The sequence below is a fragment of the Cryobacterium breve genome (assembly GCF_027594785.1).
GTDB lineage: Bacteria > Actinomycetota > Actinomycetes > Actinomycetales > Microbacteriaceae > Cryobacterium > Cryobacterium breve_A.
The window spans coordinates 2,257,473-2,278,848 of record NZ_CP075584.1 but is presented as its reverse complement, the minus strand read 5'-3'; the positions used below and the strand labels follow the sequence as shown (position 1 = coordinate 2,278,848).

General features: G+C 70.0%; 19 protein-coding genes and 3 pseudogenes. 13 read left to right on the top strand and 9 right to left on the bottom strand.

Going from position 1 to position 21,376, the window contains the following annotated elements:
• Positions 1–24 precede the first annotated feature (24 nt).
• Genes KIV56_RS11160 through KIV56_RS11150 form a run of 3 tightly spaced genes read left to right on the top strand, consistent with a single transcriptional unit; the run spans position 25 to position 2,239 of the window.
• Complete coding sequence (locus tag KIV56_RS11160) at positions 25–669, top strand: HD domain-containing protein (RefSeq protein WP_281533504.1); 645 nt, start codon at positions 25–27, stop codon at positions 667–669.
• The gene (locus tag KIV56_RS11155; protein ID WP_281533503.1) at positions 669–1,244 is read left to right on the top strand and encodes an aldehyde dehydrogenase family protein; all 576 of its coding nucleotides are present in this window, start codon (positions 669–671) and stop codon (positions 1,242–1,244) included. The genes KIV56_RS11160 and KIV56_RS11155 overlap by 1 nt, the downstream gene beginning before the upstream one ends.
• Entirely contained in the window at positions 1,175–2,239 is a 1,065-nt protein-coding gene (locus tag KIV56_RS11150) for an aldehyde dehydrogenase family protein (RefSeq protein ID WP_281533502.1), read from the top strand. Before KIV56_RS11155 ends, KIV56_RS11150 begins: the two co-directional genes overlap by 70 nt.
• Positions 2,240–2,380: 141 nt before the next feature.
• Here KIV56_RS11150 and KIV56_RS11145 read toward each other — a convergent pair.
• Positions 2,381–3,821, bottom strand: a pseudogene (locus tag KIV56_RS11145) (MATE family efflux transporter).
• On the opposite strand from KIV56_RS11145, the pseudogene KIV56_RS11140 reads away from it, so the two are divergent.
• The 3 genes and pseudogenes from KIV56_RS11140 (at position 3,820) to KIV56_RS11130 (ending at position 8,363) form a co-directional block, all read left to right on the top strand.
• A pseudogene (locus KIV56_RS11140) lies at positions 3,820–5,785 on the top strand (M13 family metallopeptidase). The pseudogenes KIV56_RS11145 and KIV56_RS11140 sit on opposite strands and share 2 nt — an antisense overlap.
• Before the next feature lie 192 nt (positions 5,786–5,977).
• Complete coding sequence (locus tag KIV56_RS11135) at positions 5,978–6,805, top strand: serine hydrolase (protein ID WP_281533501.1); 828 nt, start codon at positions 5,978–5,980, stop codon at positions 6,803–6,805.
• Positions 6,806–6,872: 67 nt separating this feature from the next.
• The gene (locus KIV56_RS11130) at positions 6,873–8,363 is read left to right on the top strand and encodes a purine-cytosine permease family protein (RefSeq protein ID WP_281533500.1); all 1,491 of its coding nucleotides are present in this window, start codon (positions 6,873–6,875) and stop codon (positions 8,361–8,363) included.
• 16 nt (positions 8,364–8,379) lie between these two features.
• Here KIV56_RS11130 and KIV56_RS11125 read toward each other — a convergent pair whose 3' ends face one another.
• From KIV56_RS11125 to KIV56_RS11105, 5 genes are all read right to left on the bottom strand, one after another.
• Positions 8,380–9,012: a YdeI/OmpD-associated family protein gene (locus KIV56_RS11125; protein ID WP_281533499.1), complete on the bottom strand. Its 633-nt coding sequence runs from the start codon at positions 9,010–9,012 to the stop codon at positions 8,380–8,382.
• 43 nt (positions 9,013–9,055) lie between these two features.
• A complete protein-coding gene (locus KIV56_RS11120; protein ID WP_281533498.1) occupies positions 9,056–10,381 on the bottom strand; it encodes an alpha/beta hydrolase-fold protein in 1,326 nt (441 codons plus the stop codon).
• On the bottom strand, positions 10,378–11,436 hold the full coding sequence (locus KIV56_RS11115; protein WP_281533497.1) for an alpha/beta hydrolase: 1,059 nt from the start codon (positions 11,434–11,436) through the stop codon (positions 10,378–10,380). The genes KIV56_RS11120 and KIV56_RS11115 overlap by 4 nt, the downstream gene beginning before the upstream one ends.
• A gap of 122 nt (positions 11,437–11,558) precedes the next feature.
• Positions 11,559–11,849: a YbdD/YjiX family protein gene (locus KIV56_RS11110; RefSeq protein WP_348648383.1), complete on the bottom strand. Its 291-nt coding sequence runs from the start codon at positions 11,847–11,849 to the stop codon at positions 11,559–11,561.
• Positions 11,846–14,155: a carbon starvation CstA family protein gene (locus KIV56_RS11105; protein ID WP_281533496.1), complete on the bottom strand. Its 2,310-nt coding sequence runs from the start codon at positions 14,153–14,155 to the stop codon at positions 11,846–11,848. The genes KIV56_RS11110 and KIV56_RS11105 overlap by 4 nt, the downstream gene beginning before the upstream one ends.
• A 209-nt stretch (positions 14,156–14,364) precedes the next feature.
• On the opposite strand from KIV56_RS11105, the pseudogene KIV56_RS11100 reads away from it, so the two are divergent.
• Positions 14,365–15,751: pseudogene (locus KIV56_RS11100) on the top strand (glycine--tRNA ligase).
• A 103-nt stretch (positions 15,752–15,854) separates the two neighbouring features.
• Here the strand turns inward: KIV56_RS11100 and KIV56_RS11095 are convergent.
• Genes KIV56_RS11095 through KIV56_RS11085 form a run of 3 tightly spaced genes read right to left on the bottom strand, consistent with a single transcriptional unit; the run spans position 15,855 to position 17,207 of the window.
• Positions 15,855–16,214 carry a hypothetical protein gene (locus KIV56_RS11095; RefSeq protein WP_281536131.1) on the bottom strand — a complete coding sequence of 120 codons (360 nt, stop codon included), beginning with the start codon at positions 16,212–16,214 and terminating at the stop codon, positions 15,855–15,857.
• 7 nt (positions 16,215–16,221) lie between these two features.
• Complete coding sequence (locus KIV56_RS11090; RefSeq protein ID WP_281533495.1) at positions 16,222–17,007, bottom strand: hypothetical protein; 786 nt, start codon at positions 17,005–17,007, stop codon at positions 16,222–16,224.
• Complete coding sequence (locus KIV56_RS11085) at positions 16,965–17,207, bottom strand: hypothetical protein (protein ID WP_281533494.1); 243 nt, start codon at positions 17,205–17,207, stop codon at positions 16,965–16,967. The genes KIV56_RS11090 and KIV56_RS11085 overlap by 43 nt, the downstream gene beginning before the upstream one ends.
• Positions 17,208–17,290: 83 nt before the next feature.
• Here KIV56_RS11085 and hemE point away from each other — a divergent pair, with 83 nt between their 5' ends.
• The 6 genes from hemE to KIV56_RS11055 all read left to right on the top strand — a co-directional run bounded on the left by hemE (position 17,291) and on the right by KIV56_RS11055 (position 21,349).
• Positions 17,291–18,481: a uroporphyrinogen decarboxylase gene (gene hemE / locus KIV56_RS11080; protein ID WP_281533493.1), complete on the top strand. Its 1,191-nt coding sequence runs from the start codon at positions 17,291–17,293 to the stop codon at positions 18,479–18,481.
• An 11-nt stretch (positions 18,482–18,492) separates the two neighbouring features.
• On the top strand, positions 18,493–19,422 hold the full coding sequence (locus KIV56_RS11075) for a protoporphyrinogen/coproporphyrinogen oxidase (RefSeq protein WP_281533492.1): 930 nt from the start codon (positions 18,493–18,495) through the stop codon (positions 19,420–19,422).
• A 191-nt stretch (positions 19,423–19,613) separates the two neighbouring features.
• Entirely contained in the window at positions 19,614–20,102 is a 489-nt protein-coding gene (locus KIV56_RS11070) for a hypothetical protein (RefSeq protein ID WP_281533491.1), read from the top strand.
• A gap of 95 nt (positions 20,103–20,197) precedes the next feature.
• Positions 20,198–20,611, top strand: a complete 414-nt coding sequence (locus KIV56_RS11065; RefSeq protein ID WP_281533490.1) for a YtxH domain-containing protein — start codon at positions 20,198–20,200, stop codon at positions 20,609–20,611.
• On the top strand, positions 20,608–21,066 hold the full coding sequence (locus KIV56_RS11060) for a phage holin family protein (RefSeq protein WP_281533489.1): 459 nt from the start codon (positions 20,608–20,610) through the stop codon (positions 21,064–21,066). Before KIV56_RS11065 ends, KIV56_RS11060 begins: the two co-directional genes overlap by 4 nt.
• Positions 21,056–21,349, top strand: coding sequence for a DUF3618 domain-containing protein (locus tag KIV56_RS11055; RefSeq protein WP_281533488.1), 294 nt, complete (start codon positions 21,056–21,058; stop codon positions 21,347–21,349). The genes KIV56_RS11060 and KIV56_RS11055 overlap by 11 nt, the downstream gene beginning before the upstream one ends.
• Positions 21,350–21,376 lie beyond the last annotated feature (27 nt).

The following is a 21,376-nucleotide window of genomic DNA, read 5'->3' as shown; positions in this document are numbered from 1 at the left end:
CCCCGACCTCGAAGTGAGAACGCCATGACCCTGCAGACCGACCAGTCCATCGACACCTCGCCCATCGCCGTAGCGGCGGATGGCCCGGGCGACCTCGACCCGCTCTGGCGCGCCGTCGAGACCGAAATGCGCACGCGCAGCAACGACATCCACGTGCCGATCTCCTTCGCGTTCGCCGAACGGCTCTGCGAGGCATACCCGGAGGCCGACTCCCTCGTCGTGCGGGTCGCCATCCTGCTGCACGACAGCGGCTGGGCCAGGGTCGACGAGACCAAGATCATCTCCGAGGGCTTCGGCGCCAACTGGCGCCAGGCGCAGATCCGCTATGAGCACGAGCTCAAGGGCTGCCTCATCGCGAGGGAGGTGCTGCCTGGCCTCGGCTACGACGAGGCCTTCATCACCCGGGTCACGGACATCATCGACGGCCACGACACCCGCGTGGAGTCGTACTCGATCGAGGACTCGCTCGTGCGCGACGCGGACCGGCTCTGGCGCTTCACCCCCGCCGGCATCGCCCTGGCCTCGAGCTGGTTCGGCCAGACGCCGTCGTTCTACTGCAGGCGCCTGCGCACCGAGATCCTGCCGGAACTCATCACCGCCGCCGGCCTCGAGATGGCGACGATCGAACTCGACAGGGCAGAGGCACTGCTGAAGATCGCGGTGCTCTGATGACGGGGCCGACGACCGACGAGGCACCGGCAGCGGCAACCGCAACCGCACCGGCAGCGGGCGCCACGGCCGGCACACCGGTCCAGCCCGCGAGTTTCCCGGCCACCCTGCCGTACCGGCACGTCGACGATCTCTTCATCGACGGCGTCTGGCGTGCGGCGAGCGGCACCGGGCGAACCGCGGTGACCAACCCGGCGACCGAGGCGGCGTGGGGCAGCGTGCCGGTTGCGTCCATTGCCGACGTCGACCTCGCCGTCGCGGCCGCCCGTCGGGCGTTCGCGCGTGCCGGCGCCGGTGCCGACGGCTGGCGCGGGCTGGCCCCCTCGGTGCGCGCAGGCTACCTGGAACGCCTGGCCGAGGAGATCGAGAAACGGTCGACGGCGATCTCGCACACCAACACGGGGGAGAACGGCTCCCCGGTCGCCGAGACCGGGCGCGCGGCCTCCAACGCGGCCGCGATCTTCCGCTACTTCGCCGGCCTGGCCGGCTACCTGAGACCCCCGACGTGCGCCCGTACCCCGACGGCTCCGCCGAAACCGTCGTGCGGCAGGACCCGGTCGGCGTCTGCGCGCTGATCGCGCCGTGGAACTTCCCGATCAACCTCGTCGTGGCGAAGCTCGCACCCGCGCTGATGGCCGGGTGCACCGTCGTGATCAAGCCGGCGTCGCCGACGCCGCTCTCGATCCGCTTCATCGCGGATGCCGTCGCAGCGGCGGGCATCCCGGCCGGTGTCGTGAACATCATCACGGGGAACAGCGCCGTCGGCGACGCCCTCGTGCGGCACCCCGGCGTCGACAAGGTCGCCTTCACCGGCTCGACCCCGGTCGGCCGACGAATCGCCGCGGCGTGCGGCGAGCTGCTGCGGCCGGTCACCCTCGAGCTCGGCGGCAAGTCCTCCGCGCTCGTGCTGCCGGACGTCGACCTCACGGCGATGCAGCAGGTGCTGATCCGCAGCTGCATGCGCAACACCGGGCAGACCTGCTACATCTCCACACGCATCCTCGCGCCGGCCGGGCGCTACGACGAACTCGTCGACATGGTCACGGCCACGATCCAGGCCGCGCCGCAGGGCGACCCGATGGACCCGGACACCGTCTTCGGGCCCGCTGCGACCCGGGCCCAGCGCGACACGGTGCGCGCGTACATCCGCTCCGGCATCGCGGAGGGCGCCAGGGCGACCACCGGCGGCGATGTGCCGAGCGGTTTCGACCGCGGCTACTTCGTGCCGCCGACCGTGTTCGCCGACGTGACGCCGGGGATGCGGATCGCGCGCGAGGAGATCTTCGGGCCGGTGCTGTCGATCCTGCGCTACGACACGCTCGACGAGGCGATCGGCATCGCGAACAACACCGCGTTCGGCCTCGGCGGCACGGTGTTCTCCGCGGATGCCGACGCGGCGTTCGACGCGGCCGCCCGGATGGACACCGGTTCCGTCGGACTCGGCTTCTTCGCCTCGAACCACAACGCGCCCTTCGCCGGGCGGCACGACTCCGGACTCGGCGCCGAGTTCGGACGCGAGGGACTGCACGCGTACCTGAAGCCGCAGTCCGTGCACCGCCGCATCCGCTAGCCGCCATTCTGAACCCCGCCGTCCTGGACCCCGCCGTGCGGGCGCTCCACATGCGCCGTTTCGCGCCAGGCAAGCCTGGCGCGAAACGGCGCAAAGGGCGCGCACGGGTGAATCGGGAGCGGCGGCGCCGGTGCGGGCGGCTCAGCGGGCGCCGACGACCATCCAGCGCGCGGCGCGGGCGCGCAGGCCGAGAGTGACGCCGCGCGCGCCGAGGTAGCCGAAGGCGAACGCCGCCATCAGCCAGCAGAGCCCGACGGCGCCGGGCGGCGCCCAGGCGAGCACCGCCCAGGCCAGCGGCACGAAGACCAGCAGGTTGACCAGCCCGGTCACGGCCAGGTAGCGGGCGTCGCCCGCGCCGATCAGCACGCCGTCGAGCACGAAGACGATCCCACAGAGCGGCCCGGACAGGCCGAGGACCACGAGCGTCAGGGGGAGGAGCGAGCTCACCTCCGCCGCCGTCGTGAACAGCCCGCCGAGAACCGGGCTCGCCACGACGAGCAGCGCACCGACGGCCGCGCCGCCGAGCAGGCCCCACTCGAGGCACCGCCGCAGCACCGCACGTACCCCGGGGAGGTCGCCGGCACCGAGGCCGCGCCCGACGAGGGCCTGGGCGGCGATCGCGAGGGCGTCGAGGGCGAACGCCATCGCCGCGAACAGGGTCATCGCGATCTGGAACGCCGCGAGCTGGGGCGAGCCGAGGCTCGTGGCGACGAACACCGCGAGCAGCATCGCCGCACGCAGGCTCACCGTGCGCAGGAACAGCCAGCCGCCGCTCGACGCTCCGCGCAGCATCCCGCCGCGGTGCGGCCGCAGCCGTGCGCCCTCACGCCGGGCGTGCCGCGCGACCACGACGAGGTAGACGGCAACCATCGCCCACTGCGCGACGACCGTGCCGAGCGCCGAGCCGACCAGCCCGAGCCCGAGACCGTAGATGAACCACAGGTTGAGCACGATGTTGGCCGCGAAGCCGAGCCCGGCGACCCAGAGCGGCGTGCGGGTGTCCTGCAGGCCGCGGAGCAGCCCCGTCGCCGCGAACACGAGCAGCATCGCCGGAAGGCCGAGCATCGATACGGTGAGGTACCGGGCGGATGCCGCGGCGACCGCTGGCTCTGCGCCGAAGGCTCCCACGAGCCTGCGGGCTCAGCGCTGCGCCGAGCAGCGCGAGGACCAGGCCGAGGCCGAGCGCGAGCCAGAGGCCGTCGATCCCGACGGACACCGCCCTGCCTCTGTCCCCCGCGCCGAGCCAGCGGGCGACGGCAGGCGTCGTGCTGTACGCGAGGAACACCATCAGCCCGACGATGGTCTGCAGCACGGCGCTCGCGAGGCCGAGTCCGGCCAGGTCGACGGCGCCGAGGTGTCCGACCATCGCAGAGTCTGCGAGCAGGAACAACGGCTCGGCGACGAGGGCGCCGAAGGCCGGGAGGGCGAGGCGCAGGATCTCGCGGTCGATGGGCTGCTGGCGGGAAGATGGCGATGCTCCCGACTCTAGCGGCGCTCGCCGGCGCCTACGCCGGTCCCGGCCGCGGCTCGCGGCCCGCACCCCGGCTCGAATTCCCGGGCACAGCGAATAGCATGGACGCATGACTGAGCTGGGGACCGCATCCGGAATCGACCGCGACGAACTCGACCAGGGCATCCGCCCGCAGGACGATCTCTTCCGCCACGTGAACGGGAAATGGATCGGCCGCACCGAGATCCCCCGCGGACAAGGCGCGCTGGGGATCGTTCTACCTCCTCGCCGAGGAGTCCGAGAAGGCCGTGCGCGAGATCATCCTCGAGGCGCAGACCGCCGAACCGGGCACGGAGGCCCGCAAGTTCGGTGATCTCTACACGAGCTTCATGGACGAGGCGCGGGTGAATGCGCTCGGCGCCACCCCGCTCGAGGCGGACCTCGCGACCGTTGACCGGATCGACTCCGTCGCCTCCCTGCTCGGCACCCTCGGCCGCCTCGAGCGCGCAGGCGTCGCAGGCGCCTTCCAGCTCTACGTCGACAATGACCCGGGCAACCCCGAGCGCTACCTCGTCTTCATGGAGCAGGGCGGGCTGGGCCTGCCGGACGAGTCCTACTATCGCGAGGAGAAGTTCGCGGCGGTCCGCGAGGCCTACCGCGCCTTCCTCGAGCGGATGTTCGGCCTCGCCGGACAGGGCGACGCCGCGGCCAGGGCGCAGCGCGTCTTCGACCTCGAAACCGAACTCGCCGGGCACCACTGGGACAACGTGCGCTCGCGCGACAGCGAGAAGACCTACAACCTCAAGACCTGGGGCCAGGTCACGGCGCTCGCCGCCGGAGCGGACCTCCACCTCTGGCTCGCGGGCCTCGACGCCCCTGCGGGAGCCCTCGACGAGATCGTCGTCCGCCAGCCGAGCTTCGTGACCGGCCTGGCCGAGATGCTGACCGAGGACGGGATCGTCGGGTGGAAGGACTGGCTGCGCTGGCAGATCATCCGCTCGAGCGCGTCTTACCTCTCCGACGACTTCGTCGAGGCGAGCTTCGACTTCTACGGCCGCACCCTCACCGGCACGCCGCAGCTGCGCGACCGCTGGAAGCGCGGCGTCTCGCTCGTCGAGGGGTCCCTCGGCGAGGCGGTCGGCCGCATCTACGTCGAGCGGCACTTCAAGCCGAGCGCCAAGGCGAGCATGGACGTGCTCGTCGGCCACCTCGTCGAGGCGTACCGGCAGAGCATCGCCGAACTCGACTGGATGACCCCGGAGACCCGGGCGCGTGCCCAGGACAAGCTCGAGAAGTTCACGCCCAAGATCGGCTACCCGGCGAAGTGGCGCGACTACTCGAGCCTCGGCATCGACGCCGGAAGCCTGATCGGCAACGTGCGCGCCGCGAACGAGTTCGAGTTCCAGCGTGAGCTCGGCAAGATCGGCAAGCCGCTCGACCGCGACGAGTGGTTCATGACCCCGCAGACCATCAACGCCTACTACAACCCCGGCTTCAACGAGATCGTCTTCCCCGCGGCCATCCTGCAGGTCCCGTTCTTTTCCGACGAGCGGGATGCCGCGGCGAACTACGGCGCCATCGGTGCGGTCATCGGGCACGAGATCGGACACGGCTTCGACGACCAGGGCTCGAAGTACGACGGCGACGGACTCCTGACCGACTGGTGGACCGAGGAGGACCGCGCGGCCTTCGAGGAACGCACCGGTGCGCTCATCGAGCAGTTCAACGCCCTGGCGCCGAAGCAGATCCCTGACCACCACGTCAACGGCGCGCTCACGATCGGCGAGAACATCGGCGACCTCGGCGGCCTCTCGATCGCCTGGAAGGCGTACCTGATCTCCCTCGAGGGCACGGAGCCGCCGGTCATCGACGGCTTCACCGGTGCACAGCGCTTCTTCCTGTCCTGGGCCCAGGCCTGGCAGCTGAAGATGCGCGACGAGGAAGCGATCCGCCTCATCTCGATCGACCCGCACTCGCCGAACGAGTTCCGCTGCAACCAGATCGTGCGGAACCTCGACGAGTTCTACGAGGCCTTCGGCGTCGCGGCCGGCGACGAACTGTGGCTCGACCCGGACAAACGCGTCACCATCTGGTAGGCGGCGCCCGGGGGCGATTCTGGCACGCACACTGGGGTCGGCGGGTATCAGGGGTCTGGGCTATGGTGCTCAAGGAACACGGAGCCGTAAACGACGGAGGGACCCGACAGAGTGTCCACGCCAGCGCGGGAATCGGAACGACGGTCGCGTCGCGCTGCCCCGAGCCGGGGACGGCACGGCGTCTCGGAGTCGATGCCGAACTTCGGCCGCGGATTCCAGGCCCTCGGCACCCTTGCTGTCGACGGCGTGCAGGTCTCTGCCCGCGCCACCGACCTCGCGACCGGCAAGGTCCTCTTCTCCGTCGACGACCACGTCGTGATGCCGACGGCGGGGATCGGAACCGTCCTCCTCCTGATCGAGGTCGCGGCCCGGCTCCCGAACGCCGAATTCGGCGCGCTCACCATTCTCGACCGCACCCCGGCGGACTTCGTCGGAGGGTCCGGCGTCTGGCAGCACCTGCAGGCCCCGTCGCTTCCCGTCGCTGACCTCGCCGCCCTCGTCGGCGGTGTCGGCGACAACCTCGCCGCGAACGTGCTCCTGCGCGCAGTCGGCCTCGCGGCCGTCCAGTCCCGCACCGAACAGCTCGGCATCTCCCACACCGCGCTGCTCGACCTCGTCCGCGACGAACGCGGCCCCGACCACGCACCCCAGCTCTCCGTCGGCAGCGCCCAGGAACTCACGGGCCTCTTCACCTCCCTCGCCCGCGGCGAGGTGGTGGATGCCGCGACGAGCGAACGCGTGATCGGCTGGCTGTCCCTCGGCGCCGACCTCTCCCTCGTCGCGAGCGCGTTCGGGCTCGACCCCTTCGCGCACCGCGGCGGTGACCACGGGCTGCTCCTCGTCAACAAGACCGGAACCGGACCCGGCATCCGCAGCGAAGCCGGCGTGCTCCGCGGCCCGCGGGCCGGCGTCGCCTATGCCGTGTCGATGTCCTTCGCCGACACGCGCCTGCCCCTGCGACTCGCGGTCCTCGACGGGATGCGCGCGGTCGGCCTCGACCTGCTCGAATACGTGCACTGAGCCCCACCACCTGATCACCTGATCACCTGAACACCCGAACGAGACCCGCCGACGAGAGGGGACGCGGATGTCCGCGAACGAACGAAACCACACGGAAACGGACGCCGACCTGCCAGTGGCGGATCCCGGCATCCGCCCGGTCTTCGAGGTCGAACGCAACGGAATCAACGCCATCGACCGCACCGAGCACCGCGGCCGCCCGAGCGAGTTGTTCTGGCCGTGGTTCGCCGCGAACGTCTCGGTGCTCGGCATCAGCTACGGCTCGTTCCTGCTCGGGTTCGGCATCTCGTTCTGGCAGGCGACGATCGTCGGCCTCTCCGGGATCGTGCTCTCCTTCGCGTTGTGCGGGTTCGTGGCGCTCGCGGGCAAGCGCGGTCACGCGCCGACGATGACCCTGAGCCGGGCGGCGTTCGGCGTCGACGGCAACCGGGTGCCGTCGGCGCTGTCCTGGCTGCTCACGGTCGGCTGGGAGACGGTGCTCGCCTCGCTCGCCGTGCTCGCGACGGCGACGGTCTTCACCGAGCTCGGCTGGGACGGCGGGGTTCTCACCCAGGTGGTGGCCCTCGTCGTCGTGGCCGGCCTGATCGTGGTGGGCGGCGTCTTCGGCTTCGACCTGATCATGCGGCTGCAGAAGTGGATCACGATCGTCACGGGACTGCTCACGGTCGTCTACGTGTTCCTCGTGGTCGACCACATCGACTTCGGAGCCATCACGGCGATCCCCGCCGGGGACACCCCCCACGTGATCGGCGCGCTGGTCTTCATGATGACGGGCTTCGGCCTCGGCTGGGTGCAGGCCGCCGCCGACTACTCCCGGTACCTGCCCCGCTCGGCCTCCAGCCGCGGCGTCGTCGGCTGGACGACCGGGGGCGCCTCGCTCGCCCCCGCCGTGCTGCTCCTCTTCGGGCTCCTGCTCGCCGGTTCCTCGAGCGACCTCAGCGCCGCCATCGCCATCGACCCGATCGGGGCGCTCACGACGATCCTGCCGGTCTGGTTCCTCGTGCCGTTCGCCCTCGTCGCGGTGCTCGGCCTGATCGGCGGCGCCGTGCTCGACATCTACTCGTCCGGGCTGGCGCTTCTCACGACCGGGCTGCGGGTGCCGCGCTTCGTGGCCGCCGGGATCGACGGGGTGATCATGGTGCTCGGGGCGATCTACGTCGTCTTCTTCGCCGGAAGCTTCCTCGGTCCGTTCCAGGGCTTCCTGATCACCCTCGGCGTGCCCGTCGCGGCCTGGTGCGGCATCTTCCTCGCCGACTTCGCGCTCCGCCGCTCCGACTATGACGCCGCGGGTCTCCTCGACCCGCGTGGGCGCTATGGGAGCGTTCGGGTCGGCGCGATCGCACTCCTCGTGCTCGGCTCCGTCGTGGGCTGGGGCCTCGTCACCAACGGCTTCGCGGACTGGCTCGCCTGGCAGGGGTACCTGCTCGATCCCTTCGGCCTCGGCGGCCGGACCGGCGACTGGGCGTTCGCGAACCTCGGCGTGCTCGTCGCCCTCGCGATCGGCTTCTGCGGCACGCTCCTCTTCGGCCGCGGCGCCGTGCGCGCACAGGAGGCGTAGCCGGTTGGGGCAGCGCCTAGTGGGGCGCGGGCGCCGGGTCGGGCGGGGGTTTCGGCTTCCACTGGTTCGCGCGTTCGCCCCGACCGGCGAGCAGCGCGGTCTCGTCGACACGCTTCTGCCGGGTCGCCGGCGTCTTCGCCTGCACGATCCATTCGAGGATGCCGCGGCGGGCAGACGGCGGGAACGCGTCCCACTGCGCGCGCGCGCCGTCGATTCCGTCGAGCGCGGCCCCGAGGTCCATCGGAACCGTGAGGTTCTCGACGTCGTCGAGTCGGGTCCAGGAACCGTCCGCCTCTGCGGCCGCGACGACCGCCTCCCCGGCCGGCAGCATCCGCCCCTCGCGTCTGAGCAGTTCGATGCGCAGCTTGTTCGGCCTCGCCCAGGCGCTGCCGCGTTTCCGCGGTGAGAAATAGAGCATCGTCCGGTGCTCGTCGAGGCGGGCGGGCTTGCTGTCGATCCAGCCGACGGAGAGCGCCTCGAGCACGGCGTCCTCGTAGGCGAGGATCGGCCGGCCGGACGCCTTCCGCCAGAAGATAAGCCAGACCGCGGTCGTCACTGCGTGGTTGTCGACGAGCCAGGCCCGCCACTCCTCGACAGACTCCGGGTGGACGCGCGGCACCTGTTCCCTGCCCGCGTCCCGTTCGCTCATGCGACGACCATACCCGCGTCCCCTCTCGCGGGCACGGGAACGGTCAGGCGTGCGGGGGAGCGGCCAGGCCGAGGCGAGGGAAGAGGGCATCGAAACCGAAGTCGAGGCCCCCCGCGAGGGCACTGACCAGATGGTCCGCGTTGGGAATCTCGTGATAGATCGTTGTGATCCCGGCGTTCTCGGCCGCCGCGGCAACGGTGCGTTGTCCGGCCGCGATTCCGGGGTCGAGGGAGCCGACGGTGAAAATCGCGAAGTCGCCGGGGAGCCGGTGAGCGGAAAGCAGAGTGACGGGCTTCTCGGCATCATAGGCAGCCTGATTGCCGTTGAAGACGTCGCTCAACGATTGCGCCGTGATTTCGGATCCGGGGAAGGCCTCGCCCGAGATATCGAGCACGTTCGACCAGATATCCGGGTGTTTGGCAGCGAGGGAGATGGCGCACTGGCCGCCGTTCGAGTATCCCGCGATCGTCCAGTATCGGTGGTCCTGGATGACGTTGAGGTTGGCGGACGCCCAGTTGACGACATCCCGGGTCAGGAACGTCTCGGCATTGCCGAATTTTGCTGAGTCGAGGCAGAGTGGATCGATCGTCGGGTCTCCCAGCTGGTCGGCGACAACGACGATCGGGGCGAGCCCGCCGTGCCTGGCCGCCTCCTTGTCGAGGCTCGTGGCGACGTACTCCGGGTCGGGGTTGCCTGGCTGTCCCATCAGCAGGATCACGAGCGGCAGGGCAGGGGCATTCGGTACCAGCGCTGCCGGCGGCAGGTAGATGCCAGCCGGGCGTGAGGTGAATCCGGAGAGGGTATTGGGAATGACCTGGCTGCCGGTGCTCCCGGTCGCCGGGAGATCGGCAGGAGGAGTCCAGGTCTGCCAGAGCGGCCGGGCCGCGGGATTGGGGCGGAGGCCACCGGCCGAGGGCGTTTCTGGCGGTGTGAGGGCGATCTGCGGGAGGGTGTTAATGCCGAGGAGAGCTCCGAGCGTCCGGTCGAGTCCGAAACTCGCGTTGATGCCGAGTGCACCCGTCGCTGCGAACAGCAGGACGGATGCCGCTGCCAGGCTCCGACGCAGTGGTTTCGTCTTCCAGAGGTTCACGAGTGCGAGCCCTGAGGCGGCACAAGCCGCACCGAACCAGACATAGGTCACGGTCCCGAGGCCCACCCCGAACAGGTTGAACACGCGAACGGTCAGGAACCAGGTCAGCGCGGACATGAGGAGGCCTGCACTGATGCCGACGGTCGCCGTGATGAGCCAACGCGGACTCGGGCGCCTTGCGAGCAGGAAGATCACCGCGCCCAGGGACAGGACCCAGGCGATGGTCGTGACGGGCGGGTTCGCGATATCGAGCTTCAGCAGCGGGTCGAGCCAGTTCACTGGGGGCCGAGCCCGAGTCGGCTCGCGAGCACGCCGAATGCCTCGGTGAGCCCGCCGTCGAGCGCCTCAAGGGAATGGCCCTCTCCGGGCACCTCGTAGTACGTCACCGCTACCCCCGCAGCCCTCGCCGTTTGGCTCAGATCCTTCAGCCCCGGTTCCATCACCGAGTCCTCCGAGCCGACCGTGAACACGGCCATGGTGTCAGGGTAGCGGCTCTTCCCCAGCAGCGTGGCCGGTTTGGTGGCGTCGTAGGCCGCCTGGTCACCCCCGAACACGTCAGCCAGGACCTCGGGCTCGGTCTCGAGTCCGGCGTACACGGTGCCAGAGGCATCGACCACGCTGCCCCAGACCTCCGGGTATCGGAGCGCGAGCGACAGGGCGCACTGGCCGCCGTTCGAGAACCCCGCGACCGTCCACGCGTCGCGCCCGGCCTCAATGTTCAGGTTGTCGCGCGCCCAGCCGACAACGTCCTGTTCGAGGTACGTCTCGACCCGGCCGTATTCCGCCGTGTCGAGGCACAGGGAGTCGACGTCCGGGTCGCCCAGCTGGTCGGCGACGAGCACGATCGGGGCGAGGCCGTTGTGGGCGGCGGCGAAGGCATCGAGCACGGCTGCGATCGGGCCTGCGTCGGGGTCGCCCGGCTGACCCATCATCATCAGCACGAACGGCAGGGCGGGGGCGTCGGGGACGAGTGCGGCCGGCGGGAGGTAGACCTGGGCATCGCGAGCGCTGAAGCCCGACGCGGTCGCCGGGATCCGGACGCTGCCGATGGTGCCCCCGGCGGGCAGGTCGGCCGGCGGGCGCCAGGTCGCCGAGAGGGGGACGATGCATCCGTCGTGGGCGCGGCCGGTGCGGGGATGTCGGGGAGGGACAGCAAGGGGATGGTCCGGTCCGTCTGCGCCAGTCCTGTCGAGACGTTGACCGTGACGACGACGACGGCAACGAGGAACACCAGGCCGGCGGCGCCCGCCGCGATCCAGCGGCGCCGCGGGTCGGAACGGTTGTGCATTCGACCGCCCTCTCCTCAAACCCTGCCACTGCGTCATTTCCGACATTAAGAAGACAAGCTGGACATTAGGTGCGAGCGGCCGGTTCCGGGCGCGCGAAAGCGGGTGAGCCGTCGGTTTGCCCCAGTCATGACGACGACTCACCCGCTTTCGCGAGCCTCAGCAGCGGGTCAGCAGCACCGGCCCTGCGGGTTGGTGTCCTGGCGGTCGGTCTGGTCCCGCCAGAACTCGCGTTCGGTCATCATCCGCTCGGTGGGGCTGGCCGGATCGCCGTCCCGATGCGCGGCCTCATGGTGCGCCACGTACTTGTCCCAGGCATCCTCTCCCATCACCCCTTTGACGTACCAGGCCACGCTCCGCGCAGCCCGACGGATGCCCGAGAGGGCAGCAGTGACCGGGACGCGGCGCGCCGTGGGTATCCGCTGCCCTCGGCGGGTCACCGGCGCCGTCACCTCTGTCACCGGCCCGGAGTGCCTGCGCCAGCGGATTTCGCCGTTTTGGCGCTCTTGTCGAGGGCTGCCTGCGCCTCCCAGCGACCCTGCAGTTCCTTTTCGGCCGGGGTCGGCAGGAAGCCGGAGGGCGCGAACATCTGCGACGGGAGCGCCGGGTCCTCGTTGGTGCCCCAGGAGCGGCTCTTCCAGGACTTCCAGGTGGCCACGATCGAGGCGGCGATCACAATGATCGCGAGGACGACGAACAGGATAGACAGGAGCCCCTGCACCATCGTGTTGCGCACGACGGCCTCCATCGCCGCGACACTCGGCGCCGTTCCGAACTTCGTCTTGCCCGCGGCAAGGGCATCGGAGAATGCCTTGTTCTGGGCAAAGTATCCGACGGCCGGGACGGTTGAGAAGATCTTCAGCATCGAGGCGTAGATCGTGATGACGGCGGCGAACGCGAGCGGCAGGGCGACGATCCAGATGTACTTGAACTTGCCCTGCTTGGCGACGATGGCCATGCAGACCGCGAGTGCGATCGCGGCGAGCAGCTGGTTCGCGATGCCGAACAGCGGGAACAGCGTGTTGATCCCGCCGAGCGGGTCCGTGACACCCATGATCAGCACGGCGCCCCAGAGGAGCACCATGATGCCGGTTGTGAGCCAGGCCCCGGCGCGCCAGGACGTGTTCTTGAACTTCGGGAAGAAGTTGCCGATGCTGTCCTGAAGCATGAACCGGGCCACGCGGGTGCCGGCGTCGACGGCGGTGAGGATGAACAGCGCTTCGAACATGATCGCGAAGTGGTACCAGAAGGCCATCATCCCGGTTCCGCCGGCGACCTGCTGCATGATCTGCGCGAGCCCGACCGAGAGCGTCGGTGCACCGCCGGAACGCGACACGATCGACGTCTCGCCGACATTCTTGGCGGTCTCCGTCAGCATCTCGGGCGTGAGGTTGACCCCGGTCAGCCCGAGGCTGTTGACGAAAGCGACCGCGCCTTCGACGGTTCCTCCGGTCATGGCGCCCGAGGAGTTCATCGCGAAGTAGATACCGCGGTCGATCGAGACGGCGGCGACGAGGGCCATGATCGCGACGAAGCTCTCCATGAGCATTCCGCCGTAGCCGATGAACCGGGTCTGGCGTTCCTTCTCGATGAGCTTCGGGGTGGTACCGGAGGCGATCAGGGCGTGGAAGCCGGAGAGAGCGCCACAGGCGATCGTCACAAAGAGGAACGGGAAGAGCGCACCGCTCACGACGGGCCCGCCGCCGTTTGTGTACTCGCTGAATGCCGGCACCGTGATTTCCGGGCGCACGATGATGACGGCGATGGCGAGCATCCCGATCGTGCCGATCTTCATGAAGGTCGAGAGGTAGTCGCGCGGGGCGAGCAGCAGCCAGACCGGGAGGATCGCGGCGACGAAGCCGTAGATGATGATGCCGATCGCGAGCGGCACCGGGTCGACGTGGAAGAACGCCGCTCCCCAGGCCGTGTTCGAGATGGCGCCGCCGCCGATGATCGCGGCCAGGAGCAGCACGAACCCGATGATCGAGACCTCACTGACCTTGCCCGGCCGGAAGAAGCGCAGGTAGCAGCCCATGAAGAGCGCGATCGGGATGGTCATTCCCACCGAGAAGACGCCCCACGGGCTTGCCGCGAGGGCGTTGACCACGACGAGGGCGAGGATGGCGACGATGATGACCATGATCGCCATCGTGGCGATCAGGGCGGCGGTGCCGCCGATCTTGCCGAGTTCGTCGCGAGCCATCTGGCCGAGGGAGCGGCCGCCGCGGCGCATCGAGTAGAACAGCACGATGTAGTCCTGCACCGCGCCTGCGAGAACGACGCCGACGATGATCCAGATCGTACCGGGCAGGTAACCCATCTGTGCGGCGAGCACGGGGCCGACGAGCGGGCCCGCCCCGGCGATCGCGGCGAAGTGGTGGCCGAAGAGCACCCGGCGGTCGGTGGCCGCGAAGTCCCTGCCGTCCGCCTTGTACTCCGCGGGGGTCGCTCGGCGGTCGTCGGGCTTCAGCAGGTGCTTCTGGATGTAGTTGGAGTAGAAGCGGTAGCCGATCAGGTAGGTGCACACCGCGGCGAAGACGAACCAGATGGCGTTGACGGTCTCGCCGCGGACGACCGCGAGCATGACCCAGCTGAGTCCGCCGAGGAGGGAGATGCCGGCCCAGAGCGCGATCTTGGCCGGTGTCCAACGCCGTTCCTCGGCGTCGTGCTCTGTCTGGTCGAGTGCTACCGGCAGCAGGGACGGATCACGATCGAGCGGACCAGCCCCCGTGAAAGCGTCGTGCGGTGTGCGGGGCCTGGTGCCCATGATCTCTCCTTTGAGGTGGTGCAGATGGTGCTGAGTTTCGCTTCACATTCGTGCTGGATCCAGGCTGTGTGTCAGCTGAATTCGTGATGATTCCTTAGCAAGGCTAACAGCCTGAAGGGCGCAGCGGGGCAAGAGCCTAAAATGGGTACGCCTGACCGGGATTTTCCGGCAGCGCCGCCCCACATCCACCCTCGACCATTGGAGCCACCGTGGCCGCACCCTCCCGCCTCGATTCCGTCATCGCCCTCGCCCGCCACCGCGGCTTCGTCTTCCAGGCGGGTGAAATCTACGGCGGATCCCGGTCCGCGTGGGACTACGGGCCGCTCGGCGTCGAGCTCAAGGAGAACATCAAGAAGCAGTGGTGGCGCTTCATGGTCACGAGCCGCGACGACGTGGTCGGCCTCGACTCCTCGGTGATCCTGCCGAGGAAGGTGTGGGAGGCATCCGGTCACGTCGAGGTCTTCAGCGACCCGCTCGTCGAGTGCACGAGCCTGCCACAAGCGTTTCCGCGCCGACCACCTCGAGGAGGAGTTCGAGGAGAAGAAGGGGCGCCCCGCCGAGGGCGGCCTCGACGGCATCCCCTGCCCGAACTGCGGCAACCGGCACATCTGGACCGAGCCTCGCGCCTTCTCCGGCCTGCTCAAGACCTACCTCGGCCCCGTCGACGACGAGGCGGGCATGCACTACCTGCGTCCGGAGACCGCGCAGGGCATCTTCGTGAACTTCGCCAATGTGCTCCAGGCCGCCCGGATGAAGCCTCCGTTCGGCATCGGCCAGATCGGCAAGAGCTTCCGCAACGAGATCACACCGGGCAACTTCATCTTCCGCACCCGCGAGTTCGAGCAGATGGAGATGGAATTCTTCGTCGAGCCCGGCACAGACGAGACCTGGCACGAGTACTGGCTCGAGCAGCGGATGAGCTGGTACACCGGCCTCGGCATCGAACCGGAGAACCTGCGCTTCTTCGAGCACCCCGCGGAGAAGCTCTCGCACTACTCCAAGCGCACCGTCGACATCGAGTACCGCTTCGGATTCAGCGGGAGCGAGTTCGGCGAGCTCGAAGGCGTGGCGAACCGCACGGACTTCGACCTCAAGACGCACGCGGCGGCATCCGGCAAGGATCTCTCCTACTTCGACCAGACGAAGAACGAGCGTTGGGTGCCCTACGTGATCGAGCCCGCTGCCGGGCTGACCCGGTCGTTGATGGCGTTCCTCGTCGACGCCTACCACGAGGAGGAAGTGCCGAACGCGAAGGGCGGCGTCGACAAGCGCACCGTGCTCAAGCTCGACCCGCGTCTCGCGCCGATCAAGGCGGCCGTGCTGCCGCTCTCCCGCAACGAGGCGCTCTCGCCGATGGCGCGCTCCCTCGCCGCCCGTTTGCGCGAGTCGTGGAACGTCGACTTCGACGACGCCGGTGCGATCGGGCGGCGCTACCGTCGCCAGGACGAGATCGGCACCCCGTATTGCATCACGGTCGACTTCGACTCTCTCGAGGACCAGGCTGTCACCGTACGCGACCGCGACACGATGAAACAGGAGCGTGTGCCCCTGGACAAGCTCGACGCCTACCTCGCCGAGCGCCTCCGCGGAGCCTGACCCGGGAGCGGGTTCTGCGCCGCTGCGCGTGTGGTCCGCCACCCGCGCAGCGGCGCACCTCCCGCGTTCGCGGAAAAGATGCCGAGCTGTCGGGCCCGAGGGCTCAGGATGCCCGGTGCGCCGATCCGGGGAACGGATCCCGGGGAGCAGCGGACACGACCGCAGAACCGGCGCCGGACTCGACCTGGATTCCGAAGAGGGCGTCCAGCCCGCCGGTGAACGCGGCCTGCTCGCCGGCCCTGGCGAGTTCCCGAGAGCGCACCATGGGCGTGTGCAGCAGAACGCTCGCGAGGTGCCGCAGCGCCCGCTCGGTCTGTTCGGTGTCGTCGCCGTGCGCGCGTACCCGTTCGATCTCCGAATCGAGCAGGTCGAAGACGTGGCCGCGCAACGCGACGACCGCCGGCGTGAGGCTCTGCTCTTCCGCGACCGCCGAGAACTTGCGCGCGGCGCGGTCGACGAGCAGGCGGGCCTCACTCGTCGCATTGAGCTCTTCGAGCGGGGCGTGGATGCGGATGGTCTCGAGGTCGAGCAGCTCGACGCCGGGGACCTCGATGACGTCGGGGGCGACGTTGCGCGGCAGGCCGAGGTCGATGATGAGTCGTCGGGCGGCCGGAGCCTGCCGACTCTCCTCCGGCGTCGACATCCGTCATTGCTGCCGCGCCCGCTCGAAGCAGTGCGGCCGTGACCACGTGGTGTTCGACGGTCGTGCAGGTCAGGACCAGGTCGGCACGATCGGCCTCGGCGGCGAATGCCGACTCGGCGACCGGGGTGATGCCGTGCGAGCCGGCGAACTTGGCGGCGCGCCCGGTGGGCGAGTAGACCCGCACGTCCGTGACGCCGAGGTCGCGGAGCGCGGCGAGGGCGGCGCCGGCGTAACGGCCGGTGCCGACGAGCAGCACGCGGGTGGTCGCCCAGTCGACGATGCGGGTCTCGGCGAGCTGCAGGGCGAGGCGGACGAGTGACCGCCCGGCCGCGCCGATTCCGGTGCGGTTCTTGATGCCGCGGGAGGTCTGCGAGGCGCGCTGGAACAGTCGCTCGAGTTCGGGAGTGGTCGTGCCGCGCTCGCGGGCCTGCTCGAGGGACCGCCGCACCTGGCCGGCGATCTCGCCCTCGCCGACGACGACGGATTCGAGTCCGCTCGTCACGGCGAACAGGTGTTCGGCGACGCCATTGCCGTGCACGAAGTCGAGGGTCTCGCGGAGGACCTCCGCGGTCACACCGGTGCCCGCGCTGACGCCGGCGATCGCGGCCTGCACCGCGTCGAGGGGGAGGCGCCTTCCGGCGCGTCAAGGTCGAGGTAGGCCTCGAACCGGTTGCAGGTGGCCACGATCACCGCGCCAGACAGGTCGGGGTGGCGTTCGATGATTCCGCCCGCCGTTCCGGGCGCACCGACAGACAGCTTCTCGAGCACGTCGAAACTCGAGTTCTTGTGGTTCGCGGACAGGCAGATCAGCACTCGGTGAGTCTACTTTGTCTATCTGGGCATGCATCATCTCCGGGAAGCATCGGAGTCCTGAAAGTTTGACAGAATTGAGACAAATGAACCTCGACGCGCACCATCCCCTCGCCTCCGGTCTCACCGCCGATTCCCGCCTCATCCGCGCATATCAGGGCACCCGCCCGGACATCACCCCGGTGTGGTTCATGCGCCAGGCCGGGCGCTCGCTTCCCGAGTACCGGTCGCTGCGGGTCGGGACCCGGATGCTCGATGCGTGCCTCGACCCCGAGATGGCCAGTGAGATCACCCTCCAGCCTGTGCTCCGGCACCAGGTGGACGCGGGGATCCTCTTCAGCGACATCGTGATCCCGCTCAAGCTCGTCGGCGTCGACGTCGAGATCGTTGCGGGCATGGGACCGGTGCTCGGCAAGGCCGTGCGCACCGCCCGCGATGTCGCGGAACTCGTCGCCCTCGACCCCGCCGTGCTCGAGACCACCCTCGACCCGATCCGGAAGGCCGTTTCCCGCACGGTCGCCCAACTCGGCGGCACCCCGCTGATCGGGTTCGCCGGGGCGCCGTTCACCCTTGCGGCCTACCTCGTCGAGGGCGGCCCGTCCAAGGACCACATCCACGCGCGCACCCTGATGCACGCCGATCCGGTCGCCTGGGCCTCACTAATGGACTGGACGGCCGAGGTGACCGGCCGTTTCCTGCGCGCCCAGGTGCTCGCCGGCGCGAGCGCCGCCCAGCTCTTCGATTCCTGGGCCGGTGCGCTCTCCCTCGCCGACTACAGCAGGTTCGTCGCCCCGGCATCCGCTGCGGCAATCGCCCACGTGCGCGACCTCACCTATGCGGAGACGACGCCGGTCGCGGACGCGCCGGTCCGCCACGTCCCCGTCGTGCACTTCGGCGTCGGCACCGGCGAACTGCTCCAGGAGATGCACGCCGTCGGCGCGGACGTCGTCGGGGTCGACTACCGGGTACCGCTCGACGAGGCCAACCGCCGCCTCGGTGGCAACGTCCCCCTGCAGGGCAACCTTGACCCGGCGCTCCTCGCCGCGCCGTGGCCCGTTCTCGAGGCTCACGTCCTCGACGTGCTCGAGCGCGGGCGCACCGCTCCGGCCCACGTGCTCAACCTCGGCCACGGCGTCCCGCCGTTGACCGACCCGACGGTGCTCACCCGCCTCGTCGCCTTCGTGCACGAGGTCACGGCCGGAGCTCCGGCGGAGACCGGGCCGGGGGCATCCGCTGGCGTACCGAGCGAGCCGGCGACCACGCTGCCTGCGTCCTGAGCCGGCGAACGATGAGCGAAGCAATTCGGGGCGAACGGATGGGCGACGTGCGTGACGTCGTCGTCATCGGCGGCGGGGTGGCCGGCCTCGTTGCCGCTCGCGAGTGCGCGCGGGTCGGGCTGAGCGTCACCGTGCTCGAGGCGGGCAGCGTCCTCGGCGGGGCGCTCGCGAGCCACGAGGTCGCCGGGCTCACCCTGGACAGCGGGGCGGAGAGCTTCGCCGTTCGCCGCAACGCCGTCGCCGAATTCATCGAAGGCCTCGGTCTCGCGGACCGCGTCGTGCAACCGAACCCCGCCGGCGCCTGGCTCTACCTGCCGTCCGAGCGTCCGGGCGGCGCCGCCGTGAGCGCACCGATGCCCCGGGCCGGCGTGCTCGGCATCCCGGGCTCCCCGCTCGCCGAGGACGTGCGCCGCGTGATCGGCTGGTCGGGGGCCCTGCGTGCCTGGCTCGACCGGCTCATGCCCGTGCTCACGATCGGCAGGGAGCACAGCCTCGGGGAACTCGTGCGCAAGCGGATGGGCCGCCGCGTCCTGGAACGCCTCGTCGAACCGGTCACCGCCGGCGTCTACACCTCGTCCGCAGACGACCTCGAGGTCGACGTCGTTGCTCCCGGGCTCAACGCCGCCCTCACCGTGACCGGATCGCTGTCCGGCGCCGTGCTCTCGCTCCGCAGCGCCGCTCCAGCCGGCTCCGCCGTCTCCGGCCTGCGCGGCGGCATGGCCGGTCTCGTGACCGCTCTCCGTGCCGACCTCGACCGCTTCGAGGTCGAGGTGTTCACGGAGGCCGCCGTGACACGCATCCGCCCCACCCCGGCCGAACCCTGGCAGGTCACCATCGCGCCCCAGCCAGAAGCCGCAGAAGAATCCGGCCCCCCGGAACACCTCAAACGTTCGAAACGCCCGAAACGTCCGAAACGTCCGAAACGTCCGAAACGCCCGTAACGACCGAAGCCGCCGCCGCGCCCGGATGCCTCGAATCCGGCGACCTGCCGGAAACCCTCTCGGCGCGGTTCGTCATCCTCGCGACGCCCGGTGCCCAGACCCTCGCCCTCATCGCACCCCTCGGACCGCAGCAGAAGGCGCTCGGCGCCCTGCACTGGCCGAAGCCGACCCCGATCGAACTCGCCACCCTCGTGCTCGCCGCCCCCGAGCTCGACGCGCACCCGCGCGGCACCGGAGTGCTCGTCGCCGCGGACGCGCCGGGTGTGACCGCCAAGGCTCTGACCCACGTCACCGCGAAATGGGAATGGGTCGCCGCGGAAGCGGGCCCCGGCGTGCACGTGCTCCGGTTGTCCTACGGACGCGCGGGGCAGAAGAGCCCGAGCGCCCGCCTCACCGACGACGAATTCCTCGCCCTCGCCCTCGCGGATGCCTCGGCCATCCTCGGCACCACGCTCACCGCGGGGCAGGTGCTCGGCTTCGACCGCACCCGGTGGGGCGACGCGCTCGCGCCGGCGACCGTCGGCGCCCGCGACCGCGTCGACCAGGTGCGCCGGGCCGTCGCGGCCCTCGAAGGGCTCGAGGTCACCGGGGCCTGGCTCTCCGGAACCGGGCTCGCCTCCGTCATCCCCGATGCCCTCGCGACCGCCGGCCGAACGCGCCGCGACGCACTGGTCCTCTGAACCGTTCTCCCCACTAGTCCGGCAGTTTGCCCTTCACCGTTTCCGCAGGCGGGATACTCTGAGACGTACGTGAACGACGAAGAATGGAGTGGCACATGCGGGGAAAGCTTCTTTTTATCACCGGTGGACTCGTCGGTTACGTCCTGGGCGCCCGTGCCGGACGTAAGCGTTACGACCAGATCGTGGCCTCGGCGGAAAGCCTGTGGAACGCCGACCCCGTGCAGCGCCGCGTGACCGAGGCCCGCGACTTCGCACTCGAGCGTGTCGGCGACGTGCCGGCCACTCTGATCAACGCCGGTAAGAAGCTCGTCGGCGCCCTCGCGGACAAAACGGCGAAGGCCACGGATGCCGCGGGTTCAGGCCCCCGGTACGGAACGTCCTGGCCCACGAAACGCCCGGCAGCCACAACGCCGCCGGCCGCCTCAGCAGCGTCGGCCACCTCGGCGGCGACTCCCGCCCAGGGCACCCCCGACCCGGGCGCGCCCACATCGGAAGCATCCTCACTGTGACCGGATCGCCGGCCGCGACCGGGACTCCGACCGACAGCGCTCGCGCAGGCGGGTTCGGCCCGCGGCCGCGCAAGACGCTGATCACCCTCGTCTCCGAGCTTCCCGGGCAGATCGCCGCGCTCATCCACGCGGAGATCGAGGCCTTCAAGTCCGAGATGGCCGGCAAGGCGAAGAACATCGGCGTCGGCATCGGCCTCTTCGTCGTGGCCGGGGTGTTCGCATTCCTCGCCGTCATCGTCTTCGTCGCGCTCGCCGTGATCGCCCTCGCGCTCGTGCTGCCGCTCTGGCTTGCGACGCTCATCGTCGCGGTCGCCCTGCTCCTCATCGCCGCGATCCTCGTGCTGATCGGGGTCAACCGGGTGAAGGCCGGAACGCGCGCCGACCCGGACGGCCTCGCTGCGAGCATCCGCCGGGACGCGGACGCGATCAAGGGAGTCGGAGACTATGAGCACTGAACAGGACAAAACGACCGGTGCGGCGGCGACTTCGTCGAAGTCCACGCACGAGTTGCGCACCGAGGCGTCCGCCGCGCGTGCCCAGCTCGCGCTGACCCTCGACGCGATCGAGTACAAGCTCAACGTCCCGAAGCGGTTGCGCGACCAGGAGCGCCTCGCCCGGCGCCGCCTGCACAAGCTCGGCGAGGAGAACCCCACGGCACTGCTCGGAGTCGCCCTCGGCAGCGCACTCGCGGTGGGTGCCGTGGTCTGGTTCGCGCTCAAGGCCGTCCTCGACGACTGAGACCGACCGGACGAGCGTGCCCCCGCT

Coding starts and splice junctions, on each gene's coding strand:
- KIV56_RS11160 (WP_281533504.1), top strand. CDS start 25: ATGACCCTGCAGACCGACCAGTCCATCGACACCTCGCCCATCGCCGTA.
- KIV56_RS11155 (WP_281533503.1), top strand. CDS start 669: ATGACGGGGCCGACGACCGACGAGGCACCGGCAGCGGCAACCGCAACC.
- KIV56_RS11135 (WP_281533501.1), top strand. CDS start 5,978: ATGCCGAACTTCGGCCGCGGATTCCAGGCCCTCGGCACCCTTGCTGTC.
- KIV56_RS11130 (WP_281533500.1), top strand. CDS start 6,873: ATGTCCGCGAACGAACGAAACCACACGGAAACGGACGCCGACCTGCCA.
- KIV56_RS11125 (WP_281533499.1), bottom strand. CDS start 9,012: ATGAGCGAACGGGACGCGGGCAGGGAACAGGTGCCGCGCGTCCACCCG.
- KIV56_RS11115 (WP_281533497.1), bottom strand. CDS start 11,436: ATGTCGGAAATGACGCAGTGGCAGGGTTTGAGGAGAGGGCGGTCGAAT.
- KIV56_RS11105 (WP_281533496.1), bottom strand. CDS start 14,155: ATGGGCACCAGGCCCCGCACACCGCACGACGCTTTCACGGGGGCTGGT.
- hemE (WP_281533493.1), top strand. CDS start 17,291: ATGAACCTCGACGCGCACCATCCCCTCGCCTCCGGTCTCACCGCCGAT.
- KIV56_RS11075 (WP_281533492.1), top strand. CDS start 18,493: ATGAGCGAAGCAATTCGGGGCGAACGGATGGGCGACGTGCGTGACGTC.
- KIV56_RS11065 (WP_281533490.1), top strand. CDS start 20,198: ATGCGGGGAAAGCTTCTTTTTATCACCGGTGGACTCGTCGGTTACGTC.
- KIV56_RS11055 (WP_281533488.1), top strand. CDS start 21,056: ATGAGCACTGAACAGGACAAAACGACCGGTGCGGCGGCGACTTCGTCG.